We start from the raw sequence: 22,823 nt of genomic DNA on the forward strand, positions 1-22,823 counted from the left end.
CGGCCCGGCCCGAGAGCCATTGAGGCCAATCTCCGGCAAATAGGTTTATCCGGGTATCAAAAGCGACACGACGGTCATTTACCTGCTACCCGAACGAAAGCCGTGTTCTTGGCAGCATGACCATGTGACCCAAGATGCCGAGCACGTCCCGCCGTTGCCCGCGCCCGGCCGGCCCGCCGCGAGCGCGCCGCCACCTGCGGGAACGGTGTTCGTCGGCGGGGCGATCGCCGCGGGCCTGGGGCTCGGGGCGCTGGCCGTGGTCGTCCTGCTGCTGTGGATCACCTCGCCGTACCCGGACGGCGGCGCGGGCGAGGCCCTGCGCTCCGCCGCCGGCCTGTGGCTGCTCGCGCACGGCGCCGACCTCGTCCGCACCGACACCCTCACCGGGGCGCCCGCCCCGATCGGCCTCACCCCGATGCTGCTGACCGTCCTGCCCTGCTGGCTGCTCTACCGCGCCGCGCGGCACGCCCTGGAGCCGCCGGAGGAGCCCGCGGACGAAGAGGACGAGGCTCCGTACCCGGACGTCATGCTGCTGGGCATCGAGGAGCCGGCTGCCGCTCCCCGGCCGGCCCTCCCCGGGCCCGCCCCGCGCAGGGCCGCCCTGACCCTCCTCGGCGGCTATCTGCTCGTCTCCGTGGGCGCCGTCGTCTACGCCTCCTCCGGCCCCGTACGCGTCGAGCCGCTGAGCGCCCTGCTGCACGTCCCGGTCGTCGCGGGCGCGTCCGTAGCCGCCGGGACATGGGCCGCGCTGGGCTTCCCCTGCGGGACGCCGCCGCCGTTCGTGCGGCGTGCGCTCGCCGGCGTCCCCGCGCGGCTGCGGGGCTGGTTCACCCGGGACCGGGTCGCGGCGGCCGCCGGCGCCGCGACGGCCGGCACCGTCGTCCTGCTCAGCGGCGCGGCCGTCCTCCTCGCGGGCTCCCTCGCCGTCCACGCGGGCGCCGCCCGCGAGTCCCTCCTCCAGATCACGGCGGCCTGGTCGGGCCGCGCCGCGGTGCTCCTGCTGTGCCTCGCGCTGCTGCCCAACGCCGTGGTCTGGGCCGCGGCCTACGGGCTCGGGCCGGGCTTCGCCGTCGGCACGGCCGGCGCGGTCGCGCCCCTCGGGATCACGGCCTACCCGCTGCTGCCGTCCTTCCCGCTCTTCGCGATCCTCCCCACGCCGGGCCCCGCCGAGCCGCTGCCCCTCGCCGCCTCGGCCGCGGTGAGCCTCGCGGCCGGAACGACCGTCGCCTACGCCGCCGTGCCGCGGCGCTCCGCGGACCTCGCGCGGAGCGGGGCCGGCGAGACCGCGGGCATCGCCGCCCTCGGCTCCGTCTTCTGCGCCCTGGCCGTCACCCTCCTGGCCTACGCGGCGGGCGGCTCGCTGGGCGCGTCCGTCCTCGCCACGTTCGGGCCCTCGTGCCGGCTCGTCGGCGCGGCCGCGCTCGCCTGGACGACGGTCGTGAGCGTGCCGGGGGCGCTGGTGCTGCGGTGGCTGCGGCGGCGGATCGCGCTGGGCGGCATGCCGGTCGAGCGGCCCGTGGAGGCCGCTGCCGCCGTCCCTGCCCGCCCGGTGGGAGCCGTCGCCCTGGCGGGTGCGGCCGCGATGTCCTCGGGGTCCGCGCGCCCCGCGGCGTCGTCCGTACGGATCCCCGCGGGTGCCCACCGGCGGGTGCGTCCGGAGCGGCACGAGCGGCGTGGGCGGGGCCGCGGGCGCTGGTGGACCGGTGCGCGGGCCGCGCGGGCGGTCGGGGCGTGGCTGGGCTTCGGGCCGCCCCGCGCCGTCCGGGGAGCCGGCGCCTGTGCCGACACGCCGACGCTGTCGTTCGCCACCCGTACGCCGGTGGAGGCGCTTCCCGTACGGCCTGCGCCCGCGCCCTTCCCGGCGGCGCCGGCCGCGGCGTGCGGGCCGGAGGCCCGGGGGGAGCGGCGCGGCTGGTTCGGCCGCCGCGCCCGGCCGAAGGGGGCACGGCCCCAGGCGGCCCGGGCGGGAACGGTCGTACCGGCCTGGCACGACTCGCGGGCGCGGCAGGTGCGCTGGGCGGCACTACGGGAATTCGGCGGCGGCCTGGTCCCGGACTTCGAACCCCGCGACGCCGCGAACCGCGACCGCCGCTGACCGGTTCGGGCCCCGCCGGGCAGGCGTCTAGTCCCGGTTCCCCAGCAGCGGCCTCAGCTGCTTCGGGAGGTGGCGTTCGCACGCCTGCTCCGAGCTCTGCGTCAGGGCGTCGTCCACGCACGTGTAGTAGTCGCTGTAGACGACCCGGAAGGTGAACGTCGCCGCCACGATGGCCAGCGCCAGCCCGCCCGTCACCAGGCCGCTCACCGCCGCCGTCGTCTGCGGCTTGAACGCGCCGGGCGAGGGCGTCGGCGGGCCCGCCGGGATGTCCGGGTCGGTGCGCTGGGGCCGCTGCTTGGCGCGCAGGGCGCTGACGCCCCAGTAGATCGAGAGGGCGCCGAGCAGCAGGGCCACGTACGGGATGCTGAAGAGGGCGAAGAAGAAGCCCCACATGCCCGCGAGGAGGGCGTAGCGGGCGCGCCGCTGGGAGGGGTCCGTGGGGTCCCAGCGCAGGCCGCCGCCTCCGCCCGGGGCGCCGGGCCCGCCCGCGGGGCCGCCCGGGCCGCCGCCGAAGCCGCCGTCGTGGCGGCCGGGCTGCCGGCTGCTCCACTGGCTGCCCCACGCCGGGGGCTGCTGCCCGTCAGGCCCCCCGGAGCCTTCCGGGCCGCCGTCGCCGCCCTCGCCTTCGCCCTCGCCGCTCTCCCGGCCCTGCGGCCGCTGCGGCTCGCGCGGCTGCCACGGCCGGTCGGGCTGTCCCTCGGGCGGCGGCGCGAAGGGGTTGTCCCGCTGCTCGTCCGGGGACGGGGAGGGGCGGTGAGCCGCGTCACGGCGTCGGTCCGGCATGTGGAGTGTGTCTTCCCCTTGTGTCGTCTACCGCACTCCGAACGTACGGCGTCGCGCCCGGATTCCGTGCATGTGGCACCCGCGCTTTCCGGGCACTGCTTCCAGACGCTACCTTCCACGGCCGCCCCCGTCCCGCGGGGGCCGTTCGGTGTGCCGGTATCGTTGCTGGCGGTCGGCGGGTTCGTAGAGTCCCCCGTATTCCGCGGCACCCTCGTCTCGTACGACCATACAAACCGTACGGCCCTGTCCACCGTACGGCCATCAGTACGGCCGTCCAGTACGACCGGTGCGGCCAACAGACCGCCCCGCCCGCGAGAAAGGGCCCCACCGTGGCCTCCCCGCCTCCCGCGCCCCCCGCCCGCCTCGTCGTCCTCGTCTCCGGCTCCGGCACCAACCTGCAGGCCCTGCTCGACGCGATCGCCGCCGACCCCGAGGGCTACGGCGCGCGGGTCGTGGCCGTGGGCGCCGACCGGGACGGCATCGCCGGCCTGGAGCGGGCCGAGCGCGCCGGCATCCCCACCTTCGTCTGCCGCGTCCAGGACCACCCCGTGCGCGAGGCCTGGGACCGCGCGCTGGCCGAGGCCGCGGCGGCGTACGAGCCGGACCTCGTCGTCTCGGCCGGCTTCATGAAGATCGTGGGGAAGGAGTTCCTCGCGCGCTACGGCGGGCGCATCGTCAACACCCACCCCGCACTGCTGCCCAGCTTTCCCGGCGCCCACGGCGTGCGCGACGCGCTCGCGTACGGCGTGAAGGTGACCGGCTGCACCGTCCACTTCGTCGACGACGGCGTCGACACCGGCCCGATCATCGCCCAAGGGGTGGTCGAGGTCCGGGACGAGGACGACGAATCCGCGCTGCACGAGCGCATCAAGGAAGTCGAGCGCGAGCTGCTCGTCGATGTCGTGGGGCGTCTGGCCCGTAACGGCTACCGCATAGAGGGACGAAAGGTAAGGATTCCGTGACCGCCGAAGGTATGAAGCGGCCCATCCGCCGGGCGCTGGTCAGCGTCTACGACAAGACCGGGCTGGAGGAGCTGGCCCGTGGTCTGCACGAGGCCGGTGTCGAGCTCGTCTCCACCGGTTCCACGGCCGCCCGGATCACCGCGGCCGGCGTCCCCGTCACCAAGGTCGAGGAGCTCACCGGCTTCCCCGAGTGCCTGGACGGCCGCGTGAAGACGCTGCACCCGCGCGTCCACGCCGGCATCCTGGCGGACCAGCGCCTCGACGCGCACCGCGAGCAGCTCGCCGAGCTGGGCGTGGAGCCCTTCGAGCTGGTCGTCGTCAACCTCTACCCGTTCCGGGAGACCGTCGCCTCCGGCGCCTCGCCCGACGAGTGCGTCGAGCAGATCGACATCGGCGGCCCCTCGATGGTCCGCGCCGCCGCCAAGAACCACCCCTCCGTGGCCGTCGTCGTCAGCCCCGGCCGCTACCAGGACGTCCTCAAGGCCGTCGCCGACGGCGGCTTCGACCTCGCCGCCCGCAAGCGCCTGGCCGCCGAGGCGTTCCAGCACACCGCCGCGTACGACGTGGCCGTCGCCGGCTGGTTCGCCGACGGCTACGCGGCGGAGGACGAGAGCGGCTTCCCCGCCTTCTTCGGCGCCACCTTCACCCGCGCGAACGTGCTGCGCTACGGCGAGAACCCGCACCAGCCCGCCGCCCTCTACACCGACGCCTCCGGCAAGGGACTCGCGCACGCCGAGCAGCTGCACGGCAAGGAGATGTCGTACAACAACTACGTCGACACCGAGGCCGCGCGCCGGGCGGCGTACGACCACGCCGACCCCTGCGTCGCCATCATCAAGCACGCCAACCCGTGCGGCATCGCCACCGGTTCGGACGTCGCCGAGGCCCACCGCAAGGCGCACGAGTGCGACCCGCTGTCCGCGTTCGGCGGCGTGATCGCCGTCAACCGCCCGGTGACGGTCGCCATGGCCGAGCAGGTCGCCGAGATCTTCACCGAGGTCATCGTCGCCCCGGCCTACGAGGACGGCGCCGTCGAGGTGCTGGCCCGCAAGAAGAACATCCGCGTGCTGCGCTGCGCCGACGCCCCGTGCGCGGTCACCGAGGGACGTCCCGTCGAGGGCGGCCTGCTGCTCCAGACCAAGGACCGCCTCCAGGCCGAGGGCGACGACCCGGCGGGCTGGACGCTCGCCACGGGCGAAGCGCTCCCCGCCGCCGAGCTCGCCGAGCTGGCCTTCGCCTGGCGCGCCTGCCGCGCCGTGAAGTCCAACGCCATCCTGCTCGCCAAGGACGGCGCGACCGTCGGCGTCGGCATGGGCCAGGTCAACCGCGTCGACTCCGCGAAGCTCGCGGTGCAGCGCGCGGGCGAGGAGCGGGCGCGCGGCTCGTACGCCGCGTCCGACGCGTTCTTCCCCTTCCCGGACGGGCTGGAGGTGCTCACGGCCGCCGGCGTCAAGGCCGTGGTGCAGCCGGGCGGTTCGGTTCGCGACGAGCAGGTCGTGGAGGCCGCGAAGGCGGCGGGCGTGACCATGTACTTCACGGGCACGCGGCACTTCTTCCACTAGGAACGGACGGAGGCCCGTACCCGCGGCTCGCGGGTACGGGCCTCCGGGGCCGCCGGGCTCAGTAGCGCGGACGGCGGAACCACTCGTTCGAGGCCTGCTTGGCCGCGAAGACGATCACCAGGATCGACAGGATCAGACCGATGATGCCGATCCCGTAGAAGATGATGCAGACCAGGCCGCTGATGATGCCGAACGACGCGTAGACGATCGAACCGACGCGGACGCCATTGCCGCCCTTGGCGTAGCGCACCGCGAGAATGATGCCGAGGATCGCAAAGATCACGGCAAGCGCGGCCAGGAACGCGAATGCGCCCTTTCCGGCGTCGAAGACCGTGTCGGCATCCACGGTGTCGCCCTTGGCGGTGGTGACCGAACCGCCGCCGTGGGTCTTCTTCGCGTCACTGATCGCCGCGACCGCGGCGACGCACAGGCCCGCCACGATCACGTGCACCGCGGCGATCGCGTACAGCATGATGCGGGCCGCCTTGGTGACGCCCGGCATCACCTGCGGGCCCTGCGGCGCACCGGCGTAGCCGCCCTGGCCCTGCGGGTAGGCGGCGTAGGGCTGGCCGGGCTGGGCGCCCTGGGGCTGCTGCGGATAGCCGTAACCGGGCGCCTGCTGGGGCGCGCCGTACGGGTTGTTCTGATCGCCGAAGCTCATGGCTGGCTATTTCCTCCGTTGCTGTCGTGCGGGGACGGCGCGGGCATTCGGAGGAGAGTTGTGTCGGCGGCTCGCCCCCGTTTTTCGCCCGCGGCACGCGGATCATCGTTATCGGGGCTGTGACATTTGTCCAGCCGATACCCGTATCGGCGGGGCCGCAGGGGCTCCCGGTAATAACCGGTGCGAATTCGTCACCAACCGCGGGCCGCCCTGATTGGAACCATGGCCGCCCCATCCGGGAGGATGGTGTCATGACCGCCCAGATTCTCGATGGCAAGGCCACGGCAGCAGCGATCAAGTCCGAACTCACGGTGCGCGTGGAGGCGCTGAAGGCCCGCGGCGTCCAGCCCGGTCTCGGCACCCTCCTCGTCGGCGACGACCCCGGCAGCAAGTGGTACGTGGCCGGCAAGCACCGCGACTGTGCCGAGGTCGGCATCGCGTCCATCCAGCGCGAACTGCCGGACACGGCCACGCAGGAGGAGATCGAGGCGGTCGTCCGCGAGCTCAACGACAACCCCGAGTGCACCGGTTACATCGTCCAACTCCCCCTTCCCAAGGGCATCGACACCAACCGGGTCCTGGAGCTGATGGACCCGGCCAAGGACGCCGACGGCCTGCACCCCATGAGCCTCGGCCGCCTCGTGCTGAACGAGCCCGGCCCGCTGCCCTGCACCCCCAACGGCATCATCGAGCTGCTGCGCCGCCACGACGTGGAGCTCAACGGCGCGCACGTCGTCGTCGTCGGCCGCGGCATCACCGTCGGCCGCTCGATCGGCCTGCTGCTGACCCGCCGGACCGAGAACGCCACGGTCACCCTCTGCCACACCGGCACCCGTGACCTCTCCGCGCAGCTGCGCCAGGCCGACATCGTCGTCGCCGCGGCGGGCGTGGGCCACCTGATCAAGCCGGAGGACATCAAGCCCGGCGCGGCCGTGCTGGACGTCGGCGTCAGCCGCGACGGCGACGGCAAGATCATGGGCGACGTGGACCCGGCGGTCGCCAAGGTCGCCGGCTGGGTCTCCCCGAACCCGGGCGGCGTCGGCCCGATGACCCGGGCCCTGCTGCTGGTCAACGTGGTGGAGGCCGCGGAGCGCGCCGCCGGCGGCGGGCATGCGGGCTGAGTCCTCCGGCCCGGCCGGGCCGGGCGGACCCGCCGGGTCCGACGGCGCGGCGGGATCCGGCGGGGCGGCCGCATCGGCCGGGACCGGCGGGCCGGCCGGGGCGAACGGGGCCGGGGCCGGCAAGCCCCGGCAGGAGCCGGGCGCGGGCCGCGGCCGGCGCTTCCAGCTCACGCGGGACACCGCCCGCCCCGAGGGCGGCGGGCGCGCCGCCCCCGGGGGCGCCCCCGCGCCGGCGCGCCAGTGGCCGCTGCTCGCGGTCATGGGCGTGACCGGGCTCGGGCTGCTGATCGTCGCCTTCGACGCGTTCCGGTTCGGGACGCTGCTCATCGGGCTGGCGATGATCGGCGGCGCGGTGCTGCGCTGGGCGCTGCCGTCCGTGGGCATGCTGGCCGTGCGCTCCCGGTTCACGGACATGATCACGTACGGCGGGCTGGGGGCGGCGATCCTGCTGCTGTCCCTGATGGCGCAGCCGCACCCGTGGCTGAAGGTGCCCTTCCTGGAGGACATCCTCCACTTCACGGTCTAGACCCGGCCGCTCATACGTGACCGGGATTGCCCGATTTCGAGTAGCTTGATGACGAGGTGATCCCTTTCCTGCCCTTGCGGGCGGGGAAGGGCCGGTGCTGCCCGGGAGAGGGACGGTCCCCGTCATGGCCAAGATCAAGGTAGTCGGCCCGGTCGTCGAGCTCGACGGCGACGAGATGACCCGGATCATCTGGCGGTCCATCAAGGACCGGCTGATCCTGCCTCACCTCGACATCGACCTGAAGTACTTCGACCTGGGCATCGAGAACCGCGACGCCACCGGCGACCAGGTGACCGTCGACGCCGCGCACGCCATCCTGGAGCACGGCGCCGGCGTGAAGTGCGCGACGATCACACCGGACGAGGCGCGGGTCGAGGAGTTCGGCCTCAAGGCGATGTACCCCTCGCCCAACGGCACCATCCGCAACATCCTCGGCGGCGTGATCTTCCGCGAGCCGATCATCATGGCGAACGTGCCGCGGCTCGTCCCCGGCTGGACGAAGCCCATCGTCGTCGGACGCCACGCCTTCGGCGACCAGTACCGCGCGACCGACCTGAAGGTCCCCGGCCCGGGCACCCTCACCATGACCTTCACCCCGGCGGACGGCTCGGACCCCGTCGAGCTGGAGGTCTTCGACTTCCCGGGCCCCGGGGTCGCCCTGTCGATGTACAACCTGGACGCGTCGATCCGCGACTTCGCGCGCGCCTCGTTCCGCTACGGCCTGGACCGCGGCTACCCGGTCTACCTGTCCACCAAGAACACGATCCTGAAGAAGTACGACGGCCGGTTCAAGGACCTCTTCCAGGAGGTCTTCGACACCGAGTTCCGGCCGGAGTTCGAGCGGGCCGGGCTGACGTACGAACACCGGCTCATCGACGACATGGTCGCGTCCGCGCTGAAGTGGCCCGGCGGCTATGTGTGGGCCTGCAAGAACTACGACGGCGACGTCCAGTCCGACACCGTCGCGCAGGGCTTCGGCTCGCTCGGCCTGATGACCTCCGTCCTCATGACGCCCGACGGCCGCACGCTGGAGGCCGAGGCCGCGCACGGCACCGTCACCCGCCACTACCGCCACCACCAGCAGGGCAAGGCGACCTCCACCAACCCGGTCGCCTCCGTCTTCGCCTGGACCCGGGCCCTGGCCCACCGCGGCAAGCTGGACGGCACGCCCGAAGTCACCACGTTTGCGCAGACTCTGGAGCGGGTGTGCATCGAGACGGTGGAGGGCGGGCAGATGACTAAGGACCTGGCGTTGCTCGTCGGGGCGGAGAGCCCCTGGCTGACCACCGAGGAGTTCCTCGCGGCCCTCGACGCGAACCTGCGGCGGAAGACGGTGCCGGCGGCCGTGTGAGCGGCCGCGGTGACCGGTCCTCCACCCCCGTGGGAGGACCGGCCACCGCCCGGTTATGAGGATCTTGAACCGATGTTCCGGTTTCAAGATCTTCAATCCCGCTGTGGCGGGGAGGTGACGGATCCGCGACGAGTTCGCCGTCCCGTATCAGTTGTGCAGCAGATGTGACAGGGCGCGGGGCGTGGCCCCTGATTAACCCAAATGCCACGATGCGCCCCGCCCGGGGGAACTGCCATGCTGGATTGCGGCATCCCCCTGGGTAGCCAGCACCGGTGGCTGCGGATGGGGCGCCGCGCCACAGCACGTCACGGCAGGGGTCACGGAACGGGACGACCGACCCGTACGTATCGGGGGACAGGGGAGTGCAATGCCTCGTTGGAGGGCGCTACCGGAGGAACTTGACCCGGAAGTGCGCGAATTCACCGAACAGCTGCGCAGACTCGTGGAGCGCAGCGGGCTGAGCGTCGGCGCCGTCGCGGACCGCACCGGATACAGCAAGACGTCGTGGGAGCGCTATCTCGGCGGGCGGCTGCTGCCGCCGCTGGGGGCGGCGGAGGCGCTCGCCGAGGCGACCGGGACCGACGTGGTCCACCTGAGCACGATGTGGGAGCTGGCCGATCGGGCGTGGAGCCGGAGCGAACTGCGGCACGACTCGACGCTGGAGTCGGCGCGGATCGCCCGGGCGCGGGCCGCGCTGGGCGAGTTCGGGCCGCCGGAGGGCGTGGCGCAGGCCGCGGGGCCGGGGTACGGGCCCGTGCAGGCTTCCCGGGCCGACGGGCAGCCGGGGGCGGTCATCTCGGAGCCGCTGTGCCATGAGGCGGCGCGGCGGGCGACGGAGGAGGAGAGCGCTTCGGGCGCGGCGGGGCTTGCGGGCGCTGCGGGGCCCGGCGGCTCCCCGGCCCCTTCAGGCGCCTCCAGCCCCTCTGCCCCTTCCGCTCCTTCCGCCGCTTCCGACCCCTCCGGCCCGGCCCCCGGGCCGCAGACCGTCCCGCGGTCGGCTCAGCCGCCCGACTACCGGGCGAACGCCATCCCGGCCGACGGCCCCCCGGCGCGCCGTCGCGCGGCCCTCTTCGTCACCGGCGTCGTGGGCGCCCTGCTCGTCGTCGCGGCGGCGGTCCTGCTGCTGGGCGTGGGGGACGGCACGGACTCCGGGTCCGGCCCGGTGGCACCGGCGGCCTCGCCCTCGGCCGTCCTGCCCGCCGGGGTGAAGTGCACGGGCGCGGAGTGCGGCGGCAAGGACCCCGAGGCCATGGGGTGCGGCGGCGGCAGGGCGACGACCGCCGGCTCCGCGACCGTCGGCACGTCGTACGTCGAGGTCCGCTACAGCCAGGTGTGCGGCGCGGCCTGGGCGCGGATAACACAGGCCGTCCCGGGCGACGCCGTCCGGATAGACGCGGCCGCGGACGGCGGCGCGCCCGCCCGTTCGGAGTCCGGCAAGGTCGTGCGCGACGCCGACGGCTACACGCCGATGGTGGCGGTCCCGGAGCCGGGCAAGGCGAAGGCCTGCGCAACGCTGACCACGGGTGCCAAGGGCTGCACGACGCCCAAGGGGACGCCCGCGACGGGCTAGGCGGGGCCCCGGGCGGGGCCCCTCCCGCGCCACGGTGAGGCGTCCCACACCGGGCCGGGGGTTCGGAGCGGGCCGGGTCGGATAGCCTGACGCCGGATCTCTTGATACCGAGAGAGATCCGAACATCATGGGCAGGGACACCCACCCCAGTTCGCAGCAGGAGATCGCCATGACCCGCACTCCCGTCAATGTCACCGTCACCGGTGCAGCCGGCCAGATCGGCTACGCGCTGCTCTTCCGCATCGCCTCCGGTCAGCTCCTCGGCGCCGACGTGCCGGTCAAGCTGCGCCTGCTGGAGATCCCGCAGGGCCTGAAGGCCGCCGAGGGCACCGCCATGGAGCTCGACGACTGCGCCTTCCCGCTGCTCCGCGGCATCGACATCACCGACGACCCGAACGTCGGCTTCGCGGGTGCGAACGTCGCCCTGCTGGTCGGCGCCCGCCCGCGCACCAAGGGCATGGAGCGCGGTGACCTGCTGGAGGCCAACGGCGGCATCTTCAAGCCGCAGGGCAAGGCCATCAACGACCACGCCGCGGACGACATCAAGGTCCTCGTCGTCGGCAACCCGGCCAACACCAACGCCCTCATCGCCCAGGCCGCCGCGCCGGACGTCCCGGCCGAGCGCTTCACCGCGATGACCCGCCTGGACCACAACCGCGCCCTGACGCAGCTGGCCCAGAAGACCGGCTCGTCCGTCGCCGACATCAAGCGCCTGACGATCTGGGGCAACCACTCGGCCACCCAGTACCCGGACATCTTCCACGCGGAGATCGCCGGCAAGAACGCCGCCGAGGTCGTGAACGACGAGGCCTGGCTCGCCGACACCTTCATCCCGACCGTCGCCAAGCGCGGCGCGGCGATCATCGAGGCCCGCGGCGCGTCCTCGGCCGCCTCGGCCGCCAACGCCGCCATCGACCACGTCCACACCTGGGTCAACGGCACCGCCGAGGGCGACTGGGCCTCCATGGGCATCCCGTCGGACGGCTCCTACGGCGTCCCGGAGGGCCTGATCTCCTCCTTCCCGGTCACCTGCAAGGACGGCAAGTACGAGATCGTCCAGGGCCTGGAGATCAACGAGTTCTCCCGCACCCGCATCGACGCCTCGGTCCAGGAGCTGGCGGAGGAGCGCGACGCCGTCCGCGCCCTCGGCCTCATCTGAGCCCGGCCCGCAGGGCCTTCGAAGGCCTTCCACGGGAGTGCCCCGGCAGCAACAGCTGCCGGGGCACTCCCGTTTTGTGCGTACAGGCGTTCCGCGGTACGCCCGTACGGGGGCGTCTTTCGGCCCGTCATTCGGGTGCAAGTAGGGGTTCGCGAGAAGCGGATTGGCTTATTGTGAGTTCTCCGAAAAGCCGTCAACTCCTGCTCCCTCGCAGGTGAGTTCGACGATCGGAGAGTTCATGACCTTATCCGCAGGATCCGCAAGAACTGATCAGGCCACGTCGTCCGCGTCGGCGAAAACGGCCGGTACGAGTGCCGGAAGCGCCAGGCCGGACGCGCGGAGCGAAGCCACCCGGCTGCTGTGCGCGGGGGCCTATCTCGACCTCGACTTCCGCCGGCGCGTCATCGAGGAGCTGGTGGAGCACGAAGAGCGGCCGATCGCGCCGTCGCTCGGAATCGACGTCGTGCCGGTGCTCACGCACGCGCTGCGGGCGCGGACGCAGGACGTGCTCACGGCGGTGCTGCTGGCCTGCTTATGGGCCGCGTTCTTCGTCTCCGGGTTCGTGAGCGACTCGGGCAGCCTCCCGGACGTGCCGCTTCCGTGGGCCGGCATCTACGCCCTGGTGTGCGTGGCGCACTGGATCGGGCAGGCCGCCGCCAGCCGCGGGAGCGCCGTCTACGCCGTCGACAAGTCGACCCTGCGCCAGGCCCTCAAGGGGCGGGCCTCGCTGCGCGCCCTGCGGGCGGTCGGCCCGCCCGTGCTCCAGATCGGCTACTGGATCGGGGTCGTCGCCGCCCTGCTGGACGGCGTGGGCAGCTGGACGGCCGTCCTCTTCCCGCTGCTGCTGGTGCTGCCCGTGTGGATGCACCGCTCGCGGGTCGCCGGCGTCATGCGGATGGAGCTCGGGCGGGAGGCGTTCGCCCGCCACCCCCGCGCCGTGCCCCGTTCGAGCTACCACCGCCGCATCGCGGCGACGATCGACCGCGAGCAGTACGCGGGCCTGACCATCTACGACCCCTCCCGCCCGTTCATCGGCATGGGCCGCCCGTACGAGCCGTGGTCGTTCGTCCTGGAGCTCAAGCCCCGGTCCGGCGGGATGAACGGCGCGAACGGCGGCAAGGACGTCAGCAAGGACGTCCGTAAGAACGGCAGCAAGGACGGCGGCAAGGACGGCGGCAACGGCGACGCGGGCCCCGCGTTCACCGCCCGTGCCGTCGTGGACCTGATCCGGCCCCGCCTGGAGGCGCTGCGCGACTCCGCCGCCGCGACCAGCCGCGACCGGCTCAAGGACCTGGAGATCGAGGAGTTCGTCTACCTCCCGGTGGGCCCGTACCGGCCCGAGGTCCGCTACGACGAGCCCGTCGTCCGGCAGCACCTGAGCGAGGCCGTGGACGAGGGCGGCGAGGCGCGCCGCTACTTCCTGCGGGTCCGCGTGGGCGCGTGGGACGAGCAGGTCGTCGTGTCCGTGCTGGTCAGGGTGCACACCCAGGGCGGCATGCTGGTGCTGGAGGTCGTGCCGCACGTGCTCATGCCGGTCAAGCCGGAGTTCCGCGCTGTCGACGTGATCGCGTCCCGCGGCGAGGACGACATCCTGCGCGACGGCGCCCGCGCCTTCCTCACCGCGCCCGCCGCCGGGTTCGCGTCCGCCGTCTCGGCGGTCCGCACGGCCGTCGCCGGCTTCCGCACGTGGCTGGCCGACCCGCGCCGCGCGGTCCCGGACGGGCCGGCCGGCTCGGTGCGGGAGATCGCCGGAGTGCACTCCATTTCGCTGTTCCAGGAGATGGACATCAGCCGCTACGTGAAGACGGTCCAGGACCGGATCGCGAGCGGCGTGCGGGACGCCCTGCGCTCGCAGGGCTACGAGACCGACCAGTTCGAGCAGCAGATCGTGCAGGTCAGTGAGGGCGGCGTCTTCATCGGCTCGATGAGCGGCGGCGCCGTGGCCGCGGGCAGCGGCGCGCAGGCCAGGAACACCACGAAGGACGGGGGATCATGACGGATCGCAAGGATCACGGGACGCACCAGGACGACGGGAACGGCACCGGCGGCGGCATCGCCATCGGGCGGATGAGCGGCGGAGCCGTCGCCGCGGGGGAGCGGGCCCAGGCCGAACACCGCGGTACGGGGCGGCAGAACGCCGGTCAGGACGCCGGTGGGAGCGGCGGCGCGAGCGGCCGCTTAAGCGACAACCCGCCCGCGAGGGTGCCCGCGGACGTGCCCCGCGCCGGCGGCATCGCCGTAGGCGAGCTCTCCGGGGGCGCGGTCGCCGCGGGCCGGGAGGCACGGGCCGTCGACTCCCGCGACGCGCCGGCCGTACCGCCCGAGCTGCTGGAGGCCGTCACGGCGCTGCGCGCGCAACTGCCCCTGCTCGTGCGGTCCGAGGGCGACGGCGTCGACGCGGTCGGCGACGAGCTCGCGGGCCTGGAGGCGGAGGCCCGCCGCACGGGCCGTACGCAGCGCGGCCGCCTGGTGCGGCTGCGGGCCCTGCTGAGCAGCGGAGCCACGACCGTCGGCGGTCTGGCCTCGGCGGCGGCGGTCGCCGATGCGGCCGGCCGGCTGCTGGCGTGAGGGGGCGGGGCGCATGAGCCGCTGGGACGCGGATCTCCAGCAGTGGGTGGAGGACGGCCCGCCGGGGCGCGGGCCGCGCGCGGACGACGACCCGTACGGCGACTCGTACGACGGCGACGAGCCCGAGGTCCGCCTGCTGCCCGGCCCTCCGGACGGCCTGCCGGAAGGGCCGTCGCACGCGGCGATCCTGGCCGGTGCGCTGGCGGGCGTGGTCCTCGCGGGCGGCCTGGGCGTCGGTGCCTGGGCCATGCTGCGGGACGACGGTACGGACACGGGCGGGCGCGGGGGCCCGTCGCCGGGGCCGAGCGTGAGCGGACTGCCGACGCCCGGCCCGTCGTACAGCTATGACGGATCGTCGTCCTACGGCATGACCGCGGGCGCGACGGGCAGCACAGGCACGGGCACTACGGGTGCCACGGGCAGTATGGGCACCACGGGCTCCACGGGGACGGCCACCAGTGGCTTCAGCGGTGGTTTCCCGGGCGGTTACAGCCCGAGTCCTCCGGCCGCCGTCACCCCCTTCCTGGGCAGTGCCGCCTCCGCCCCCGCCGGCTTCGAGCGCACGCAGGACGCGGCCGGTTTCCGTGCCGACGTGCCGTCCGGCTGGGAGCGCAGCGAGGAGGGCGCCAGCGTCTTCTTCAAGCAGGCGGACGGCAAAAGCCTGATCCAGGTGTTCACGCTCGACGGCCCGGAACCGACGCCGTACGCGTCCCTGGAGGAGACGGAGCGGTCGGTGGCCCGGAACAAGGGCTACCGCAAGCTGTGGCTGACGCAGGAGAACGCCCCGTCGGCCGGTGCCGCCGAGCTGGCGTACACCTACGTACGGCCGGACGGATCGGTGCGGCGTGTTGTCGACCGTGCGTTCACCGGTCCCGACCACCGGCAGTACGCCCTGCTGGTCGCCGGGCCGGAGGACGAGTGGACGCGTCACCAGGAGATCTTCCGTGTGCTGCTGGGCTCGTTCTGTCCTTCCGGCTACTGCGCGAGCAGCGACGCTCAGTGACCCGTGTCACTCTTTGTAAAGAATGAGGCATAGCTTTTCGCCTTTTGGTTAGGCGCGTCCCGTTGCCGCCCGAGCGTCCTGCCCGGCGGCAGCGGACCGTCCAGGAACCGGAAGGCAGAGAAGAACATGTCGTCAGCCGAGACCATCCACATCGACGGGGTGTGGCGTGCCGCCGCGTCCGGCGCCCAGCGGGAGGTGCTCGACCCCGCGGACGCCAAGACCCTCGCCGTGGTCTCCGAAGGCGGCGCCGACGACACGGACGCCGCCGTCGCCGCGGCCCGCCGCGCCTTCGACGGCGGTCAGGGCGCCTGGCCGCGCACGCCCGTGGCCGAGCGGGCGGCGCTGCTGCGCCGCGTCGCGGACCTCCTCCAGCGCGACCGCGAGGAGATCGCGCTGACCGAGAGCCGGGACACCGGCAAGACCCTCGAAGAGGGCCGCGTCGACGTCGACTGCGTCACCGACGCCTTCCGCTACTTCGCCGACCTCGTCATCGGCGAGGGCGCCGGCCGCGTCGTCGACGCGGGCTCGGACACCCTGCACAGCATCGTCGTCCACGAGCCGGTCGGCGTGTGCGCGCTGATCACCCCCTGGAACTACCCGCTGCTCCAGGCCAGCTGGAAGGTCGCCCCCGCGCTGGCCGCGGGCAACACCTTCGTCATCAAGCCCAGCGAGGTCACCCCGCTGTCCACCGTGCTGATGATGAAGCTCCTGGTGGAGGCCGGCCTCCCGGACGGCGTGGGCAACCTCGTCACCGGCGCGGGCGACCCCGTGGGCGCCCGTCTGTCCGAGCACCCCGACGTCGACCTGGTCTCCTTCACCGGCGGCCTCACCTCGGGCGTCAAGGTGGCGCAGGCCGCCGCTCCCACCGTGAAGAAGGTCGCCCTCGAACTCGGCGGCAAGAACCCCAACGTGGTCTTCGCCGACGCCTGCGCGACCGACGAGGACTTCGACACCGCCGTCGACCAGGCCCTCAACGCCGCGTTCATCCACAGCGGCCAGGTCTGCTCGGCCGGCTCCCGCCTCATCATCGAGGAGTCCGTCCGCGACCGCTTCGTCACCGAACTCGCCCGCCGCGCCGAGAAGATCCGCCTCGGCCGGGGCACCGAGGAAGGCGTCGAGTGCGGCCCGCTGGTCTCCGCGCAGCAGCTCGACAAGACCGAGGCCTACGTCGCCTCCGCCCTCGCCGAGGGCGCGGAGCTGCGCTGCGGCGGCGCCCAGCCCGAGCCGAACGAGGTCCGCCCCGAGGGCGGTTACTTCTACGCGCCGACCGTCCTCGACCGCTGCCACCGCGCCATGAAGGTCGTCCGGGAGGAGACCTTCGGGCCGATCCTCACCGTCGAGACCTTCCGCACCGAGGACGAGGCCGTCGCCCTGGCCAACGACACCGAGTACGGCCTGGCCGGCGCGGTGTGGACCAAGGACGCGGGCCGCGCCCGCCGCGTCGCCGGCCGGCTGCGCCACGGCACCGTGTGGATCAACGACTTCCACCCCTACCTGCCGCAGGCGGAGTGGGGCGGCTTCGGCAAGTCCGGCACCGGCCGCGAGCTCGGCCCCGCGGGCCTGGCCGAATACCGCGAGGCGAAGCACATTTACCAGAACCTCGCACCCGAGCCGGTGCGCTGGTTCGCCGGCTGAGCCGGACCCCTTCCGCAAGCGAACCGCACCCATTCCGTAAGCGAAGAACCTTCCTGCCCCGAGGAGCACCCCCATGCCCCCTGCCGAAGCCCAGAAGATCACCGCTGACTACGTCGTCGTCGGCGGCGGCACCGCCGGCTCGGTCATCGCCTCCCGCCTCGCCGAGGACCCGGCGACCTCCGTCGTCGTCATCGAGGGCGGCCCGTCCGACATCGACCGCGAGGACGTGCTGACGCTGCGCAAGTGGCTCGGCCTGCTGGGCGGCGATCTGGACTACGAGTACACGACCACCGAACAGCCCCGCGGCAACTCGCACATCCTGCACAGCCGGGCCAAGGTGCTGGGCGGCTGCTCCTCCCACAACACCCTGATCTCCTTCAAGCCGCTGCCCTCCGACTGGGACGAGTGGGAGGCCGCGGGCGCCGCCGGCTGGGGCGCGAAGGCCATGGACCCCTACTTCGGCAAGCTCCGCAACAACATCGTGCGGGTCGCGAAGAAGGACCAGAACGCCATCGCCTCCGACTGGATCGAGGCCGTCAAGAGCGCGCTCGGCGTCCCCGAGGTCGTGGGCTTCAACGACCAGCCCTTCGACGAGGGCGTCGGCTTCTTCGACCTCTCCTACCACCCGGAGAACAACAAGCGCTCCTCCGCCTCCGTCGCCTACCTCCACCCCCACATGGAGGCCGGCGACCGCCCCAACCTCCGCCTCATGCTGGAGACCTGGGCGCACAAGCTGGAGCTGGACGGCACCCGCGCCAAGGGCGTCCACGTCCGCACCAAGGACGGCGAGGAGATCTACGTCGAGGCAGGCCGCGAGGTGCTGGTGTGCGCGGGCGCCGTCGACACGCCCCGGCTGCTGATGCACTCCGGCATCGGCCCGAAGAAGGACCTCGAAGCGCTCGGCATACCCTGCGTGCTCGACCTGCCGGGCGTCGGCGAGAACCTCATCGACCACCCCGAGTCGGTCATCGTCTGGGAGACGAACGGACCCCTCCCGGGCAACTCCGCGATGGACTCCGACGCGGGCCTGTTCATCAAGCGCGACCCGGAGCACCAGGGCCCCGACCTGATGTTCCACTTCTACCAGATCCCCTTCACGGACAACCCCGAGCGCCTGGGCTACGAACGCCCCGAGCACGGCGTGTCCATGACCCCCAACATCCCCAAGTCCCGCGCCCGCGGCCGCCTCTACCTCACCTCGGCCGACCCCGAGGCCAAGCCCGCCCTCGACTTCCGCTACTTCGAGGACGAGGACGACTACGACGGCCGCACCCTCGTCGACGGCATCAAGCTCGCCCGCGAGGTCGCCAAGGCCGAGCCGTTCAAGAAGTGGCTCAAGCGCGAGGTCTTCCCCGGGCCGGACGTCACCGAGGATGCTGAGATCAGTGAGCTCGTCCGCAAGGCCGCGCACACCGTCTACCACCCCGCGGGCACCTGCCGCATGGGCGCCGCCGACGACGCACTCGCCGTCGTCGACCCCGAGCTGCGCATCCGCGGCCTGGAGAACATCCGCATCGCGGACGCATCCGTCTTCCCGACGATGCCCGCGGTCAACCCGATGATCGGAGTCCTGATGGTGGGGGAGAAGTGCGCGGAGATGCTTGTGGCAGGCCCCGGCACCGGGGGTGACCCCCGATGAACGGCAATAGCGCCGGTACAGGCGATACCACCGACCCCATGACCGAGCACGCGCCGCAGGCCGAGGCGGACGCCCCGGCCGTGCAGGACGCGGCCACCGCGCCCGCCGTCTTCAGCGTCCGCAACCTGTGGAAGGTCTTCGGCCCGAAGGCCGACCGCGTCCCGGGCAGCGAACTCGCCGCGCTCTCCCCCGAGGAGCTGCGCGAGCAGACCGGCTGCACCGTCGCCGTCCGCGACGTCTCCTTCGACGTCCGCCAGGGCGAGGTCTTCGTCGTCATGGGCCTGTCCGGCTCCGGCAAGTCCACGCTCGTCCGCTGCCTGACCCGGCTCATCGAGCCGACCTCCGGCACCATCGCCATCGACGGCGAGGACGTGTGCGGCATGGACAAGGGCGCCCTGCGCGAGCTGCGCCGCCACCGCGCGGCCATGGTCTTCCAGCACTTCGGGCTGCTCCCGCACCGCTCCGTCCTCGACAACGTCGCCTACGGCCTGGAGATCCAGGGCGTCGGCAAGGCCGAGCGCCGCGCCAAGGCCGCCGAAATGGTGGAGAAGGTCGGCCTCGCCGGCCTGGAGGACCGCCGCCCCGGCCAGCTCTCCGGCGGCCAGCAGCAGCGCGTGGGCCTCGCCCGCGCCCTCGCCGCCGACCCCGAAGTCCTCCTCTTCGACGAGCCGTTCAGCGCCCTCGACCCGCTCATCCGCCGCGACATGCAGGAAGAGGTCGTCCGCCTGCACCGCGACGAGGGCCGCACCATGGTCTTCATCACCCACGACCTGTCCGAGGCCCTGCGCCTCGGCGACCGGATCGCGCTCATGCGCGGCGGCCGCGTCGTGCAGTGCGGCACCCCCGAGGAGATCGTCGGCTCCCCGGCCGACGACTACGTGCGCGACTTCGTCCGGGACGTCCCGCGCGAACAGGTCCTCACCGTGCGCCGCGCCATGCGCCCCGCCGCCGCGGACGAGTCGGAGACGGGCGAGTCCCTCGCCCCCACGACGACCGTCGCCGAAGCGATCGAGACCGTGGCCCGTACGGGCACCTCGGCCCGCGTCGTCGAGGGCGGCCGCTGCGTCGGCGTCGTCGACCACCGCAGCCTGCTGGACGTGGTGGCGGGACTGGACGCCGGCGAGAGGACGGCGGCATGACCGTACACACCGCCTCGCCGCAGGTGAAGAGGGCCCCGCAGGGCCGCGACGCCTCGGCGCCGCACCCCGCGGTCCTCCTCCTGCGCTCCCTGTGGGCCCGGCCCGCCGCCCGCAAGCTGCTCGTCCTCGCCGTCGCCGCGGCCGTCCTGGGCCCCGTGGCGGCCGCCACCCACGGCAGCGGCACCTGGCCGTCCGCGTTCACCGTCGACCTGACCAAGCCCCTCACCGGGGCCAGCGACTGGATCATCGACAACCGCGACAGCCACTGGGCCTTCCTCTACTTCTTCGGGCACATCAGCGGCGCGATCATCGGCGCCGTGCACGCCGTCTACACCGTCCTCCTGGCCCTCGGCTGGGCCGGTGTGACGGCAGCGGCGGCGCTGATCGCCTGGCGGGTCGCGGGCGTACGGGTCGCCGTCACCGCCCTCGCCTCGTTCGCCGCCTGCGGCCTGCTCGGCATGTGGGTGCCCACGATGCGCACCCTCGCGCTGATGATCGTCGCGGTGGCGGTGTCCGTCGCCGTCGGCGCGCTCCTCGGCCTCGCCGCGGGCCTGTCGGACCGCACCTTCCGCGCGCTGCGGCCCGTCCTCGACACGATGCAGGCGCTGCCCGCGTTCGCGTACCTGCTGCCCGTCGTCCTCGTCTTCGGCATCGGCGTGGCGCCCGCGGTCCTCGCGACCGTCGTCTACGCCGCCCCGCCCATGGCCCGCCTCACGGCGCTCGGCCTGCGCGCCACCGACAAGGGCGTCATGGAAGCGGTGGACTCGCTCGGCGCGACCGGGCGGCAGCGCCTGCTGACCGCCCGGCTGCCGCTCGCGCGCCGCGAGCTGCTCCTGGGCGTCAACCAGACCATCATGATGGCCCTCTCCATGGCCGTCATCGCCTCCGTCATCGGCGCGGACGGCCTGGGAGACCGCGTCTACCAGGCCCTGTCCACGGTGGACGTGGGCAGCGCCCTGGCAGCGGGCATCCCGATCGTCCTCCTGGCGATCGTCCTGGACCGGACCACCTCGTCTGTGGGCGATCGTCCCGCAGGGCGGGACGGGCGGGCACAGACCCGCCCGCGGAGCCGCACCCGAACGGCAGCCACGTGGGCAGTGGCCGTCCTGGCCGTCCTGGGCCTGGGCCGGCTGTCCAGCCAGTCGTGGCCGGACACCTGGACCGTCGCCATCGCCGGCCCGGTGAACACCGCCAAGGACTGGATCGTCGACCACCTCTACACAGGAATCCCCGGCATCGGCGGCACCGCCGACCTCGCCGCGCACTACACCACCTGGATCCTGAACCCCCTCCGTGACGGCCTCCAGGCCCTCCCCTGGTGGGGCGCCCTCCTCATCGTGGCCGCCCTCGCCTGGCTGATCGGCACGTGGCGCACCGCCCTGACGGCGGTCCTCTCGCTCGCCGCGATCGGCGTGCTGGGCCGCTGGGAGCTGTCCATGGACACGCTCTCGCAGGTCATCGCCGCCGTCGCCGTCACGCTCGTCCTCGGCTTCGCGATCGCCGTGCCCGCCGCGCGCAGCCCGCGCGTGGAGCGGCTGCTGCGCCCGGTCCTGGACGTCTTCCAGACCATGCCGCAGTTCGTGTACCTGATCCCCGTCGTGGCGCTGTTCGGCATCGGCCGGGCCCCGGCCGCCGCGGCCGCCGTCGTGTACGCGCTGCCCGCCGTCGTCCGCATCGCGAGCGAGGGCCTGCGCCGGGTGAACCCGGGCGCGATGGAGTCGGCCCGCTCGATGGGCGCGACCAGCGGCCAGCAGCTGCGCCAGGTGCAGTTCCCGCTGGCCCGCCCGCAGCTGCTGCTCGCGGTCAACCAGGCCGTGGTGCTGGTGCTGTCCGTCGTCATCATCGGCGGCCTCGTGGGCGGCGGCGCGCTGGGCTACGAGGTCGTGTTCGGCCTCGCGCAGGGCGACCTGGCGACCGGTCTCACCGCGGGCGTGGCCATCGCCTGCCTGGGGCTGATGCTCGACCGGGTCACCCAGCCGACGAAGGGAGCGCGTGATGGCGCGTAGGACGAAGGCCATGGCGGCCGCGGCCGCGCTCTGCGCCCTGGCCGCCGCCGCGACCACCGCCTGCGGTGCGGCCGACATGACCAAGCAGGCCTCCCCGTACGCCGCCGCGGCGGGCACGAAGACCGTCACGCTGTCCGTGCAGTCGTGGGTGGGCGCGCGGGCCAACACGGCCGTCGCCAAGTACTTGCTGGAGCACGAGCTCGACTACCGCGTCGACACGGTGCAGGTGGACGAGGTTCCCGCGTGGGACGCGCTCAGCCAGGGCCGCGTCGACGCGATCATGGAGGACTGGGGCCACCCCGAGCAGGAGAAGCGGTACGTCGAGGACAAGAAGACCATCGCCCCCGGCGGCGAGCTCGGCGTCACCGGCCACATCGGCTGGTGGGTGCCCAAGTACTTCGCGGACGCCCACCCCGACGTGCTCGACTGGCGGAACCTCAACAAGTACGCGTCGCAGCTGCGCGGCCCGGAGAGTGGCGGCAAGGGCCAGCTCCTGGACGGCTCGCCGTCGTACGTCACGAACGACAAGGCGCTCGTCTCGAACCTCGGCCTGGACTACAAGGTCGTCTTCGCGGGCTCCGAGGCGGCGCAGATCACCCAGATCCAGCAGTCCGCCAAGGACAAGAAGCCGTTCCTGACGTACTGGTACGAGCCGCAGTGGCTGTTCAACGAGGTGCCGATGGTGGAGGTGAAGCTGCCCTCGTACACGCAGGAGTGCGCGGACAAGGGCGCGAAGGACCCGTCGACGGTCAACTGCGCCTACCCCACCACGCCGCTGAAGAAGTACCTCAACGCGGACTTCTCGCGGAAGGGCGGCAAGGCGGCCCGGTTCCTGAAGAACTTCCACTGGTCGAAGGCGGACCAGAACGCCGTGGCGCAGATGATCGCCGAGGACAAGCTGAGCGCGGACGAGGCGGCGAAGCGGTGGGTGAAGGAGAACCCGGCGGTGTGGAAGAAGTGGCTGCAGTGAAAGACGACTGCCACTGAGTGGTGACTGACCGAGCGGCACCGGTTCTCCCGTGACCGGTGCCGCTCGCGTGTTC

The 22,823-nt window shown here is 73.1% G+C and carries 18 protein-coding genes; 16 read left to right on the top strand and 2 right to left on the bottom strand.

Annotated elements, in window-relative coordinates; all coding sequences use genetic code 11:
- The first annotated feature begins 124 nt into the window (after positions 1–124).
- Entirely contained in the window at positions 125–2,095 is a 1,971-nt protein-coding gene (locus tag PS271_RS17310) for a cell division protein PerM (RefSeq protein WP_398382742.1), read from the top strand.
- 27 nt (positions 2,096–2,122) lie between these two features.
- On the opposite strand, the gene PS271_RS17315 is transcribed toward PS271_RS17310, so the two are convergent.
- A complete protein-coding gene (locus tag PS271_RS17315; protein ID WP_398382743.1) occupies positions 2,123–2,878 on the bottom strand; it encodes a hypothetical protein in 756 nt (251 codons plus the stop codon).
- 329 nt (positions 2,879–3,207) lie between these two features.
- Here PS271_RS17315 and purN point away from each other — a divergent pair, with 329 nt between their 5' ends.
- Positions 3,208–3,840, top strand: coding sequence for a phosphoribosylglycinamide formyltransferase (gene purN / locus PS271_RS17320; protein WP_398382744.1), 633 nt, complete (start codon positions 3,208–3,210; stop codon positions 3,838–3,840).
- Between the two features lie 11 nt (positions 3,841–3,851).
- Entirely contained in the window at positions 3,852–5,402 is a 1,551-nt protein-coding gene (gene purH / locus PS271_RS17325) for a bifunctional phosphoribosylaminoimidazolecarboxamide formyltransferase/IMP cyclohydrolase (protein WP_398386901.1), read from the top strand.
- Positions 5,403–5,460: 58 nt separating this feature from the next.
- On the opposite strand, the gene PS271_RS17330 is transcribed toward purH, so the two are convergent.
- Positions 5,461–6,063 (bottom strand): hypothetical protein, encoded by a 603-nt coding sequence (locus tag PS271_RS17330; RefSeq protein WP_398382746.1) that lies wholly within the window; start codon positions 6,061–6,063, stop codon positions 5,461–5,463.
- A gap of 251 nt (positions 6,064–6,314) precedes the next feature.
- Between PS271_RS17330 and PS271_RS17335 the strand changes: the two genes are divergently transcribed.
- The 13 genes from PS271_RS17335 (at position 6,315) to PS271_RS17395 (ending at position 22,750) form a co-directional block, all read left to right on the top strand.
- Positions 6,315–7,184, top strand: coding sequence for a bifunctional methylenetetrahydrofolate dehydrogenase/methenyltetrahydrofolate cyclohydrolase (locus tag PS271_RS17335; protein WP_398382748.1), 870 nt, complete (start codon positions 6,315–6,317; stop codon positions 7,182–7,184).
- Positions 7,174–7,710: a DUF3017 domain-containing protein gene (locus PS271_RS17340; protein WP_398382749.1), complete on the top strand. Its 537-nt coding sequence runs from the start codon at positions 7,174–7,176 to the stop codon at positions 7,708–7,710. Before PS271_RS17335 ends, PS271_RS17340 begins: the two co-directional genes overlap by 11 nt.
- 124 nt (positions 7,711–7,834) lie before the next feature.
- A complete protein-coding gene (locus tag PS271_RS17345; protein ID WP_398382750.1) occupies positions 7,835–9,061 on the top strand; it encodes an NADP-dependent isocitrate dehydrogenase in 1,227 nt (408 codons plus the stop codon).
- Positions 9,062–9,470: 409 nt separating this feature from the next.
- Positions 9,471–10,631, top strand: coding sequence for a helix-turn-helix domain-containing protein (locus PS271_RS17350; protein ID WP_398382752.1), 1,161 nt, complete (start codon positions 9,471–9,473; stop codon positions 10,629–10,631).
- Between the two features lie 169 nt (positions 10,632–10,800).
- On the top strand, positions 10,801–11,790 hold the full coding sequence (locus tag PS271_RS17355) for a malate dehydrogenase (protein ID WP_398382754.1): 990 nt from the start codon (positions 10,801–10,803) through the stop codon (positions 11,788–11,790).
- 238 nt (positions 11,791–12,028) lie between these two features.
- On the top strand, positions 12,029–13,786 hold the full coding sequence (locus PS271_RS17360) for an AbeC-like domain-containing protein (RefSeq protein WP_398382755.1): 1,758 nt from the start codon (positions 12,029–12,031) through the stop codon (positions 13,784–13,786).
- Complete coding sequence (locus tag PS271_RS17365) at positions 13,783–14,358, top strand: hypothetical protein (protein ID WP_398382756.1); 576 nt, start codon at positions 13,783–13,785, stop codon at positions 14,356–14,358. The genes PS271_RS17360 and PS271_RS17365 overlap by 4 nt, the downstream gene beginning before the upstream one ends.
- A gap of 13 nt (positions 14,359–14,371) precedes the next feature.
- Entirely contained in the window at positions 14,372–15,361 is a 990-nt protein-coding gene (locus tag PS271_RS17370) for a serine/threonine kinase C-terminal domain-containing protein (RefSeq protein ID WP_398382757.1), read from the top strand.
- Between the two features lie 126 nt (positions 15,362–15,487).
- The gene (locus PS271_RS17375; RefSeq protein WP_398382759.1) at positions 15,488–16,996 is read left to right on the top strand and encodes an aldehyde dehydrogenase family protein; all 1,509 of its coding nucleotides are present in this window, start codon (positions 15,488–15,490) and stop codon (positions 16,994–16,996) included.
- A 73-nt stretch (positions 16,997–17,069) separates the two neighbouring features.
- Positions 17,070–18,635 (top strand): GMC family oxidoreductase, encoded by a 1,566-nt coding sequence (locus PS271_RS17380; RefSeq protein WP_398382761.1) that lies wholly within the window; start codon positions 17,070–17,072, stop codon positions 18,633–18,635.
- Between the two features lie 38 nt (positions 18,636–18,673).
- Positions 18,674–19,774: a quaternary amine ABC transporter ATP-binding protein gene (locus PS271_RS17385; RefSeq protein WP_398382763.1), complete on the top strand. Its 1,101-nt coding sequence runs from the start codon at positions 18,674–18,676 to the stop codon at positions 19,772–19,774.
- Entirely contained in the window at positions 19,771–21,780 is a 2,010-nt protein-coding gene (locus tag PS271_RS17390; protein WP_398382764.1) for an ABC transporter permease, read from the top strand. Before PS271_RS17385 ends, PS271_RS17390 begins: the two co-directional genes overlap by 4 nt.
- Entirely contained in the window at positions 21,770–22,750 is a 981-nt protein-coding gene (locus PS271_RS17395) for an ABC transporter substrate-binding protein (protein ID WP_398382765.1), read from the top strand. Before PS271_RS17390 ends, PS271_RS17395 begins: the two co-directional genes overlap by 11 nt.
- Positions 22,751–22,823 lie beyond the last annotated feature (73 nt).

This window comes from Streptomyces sp. SCA2-17 (genome assembly GCF_044336695.1).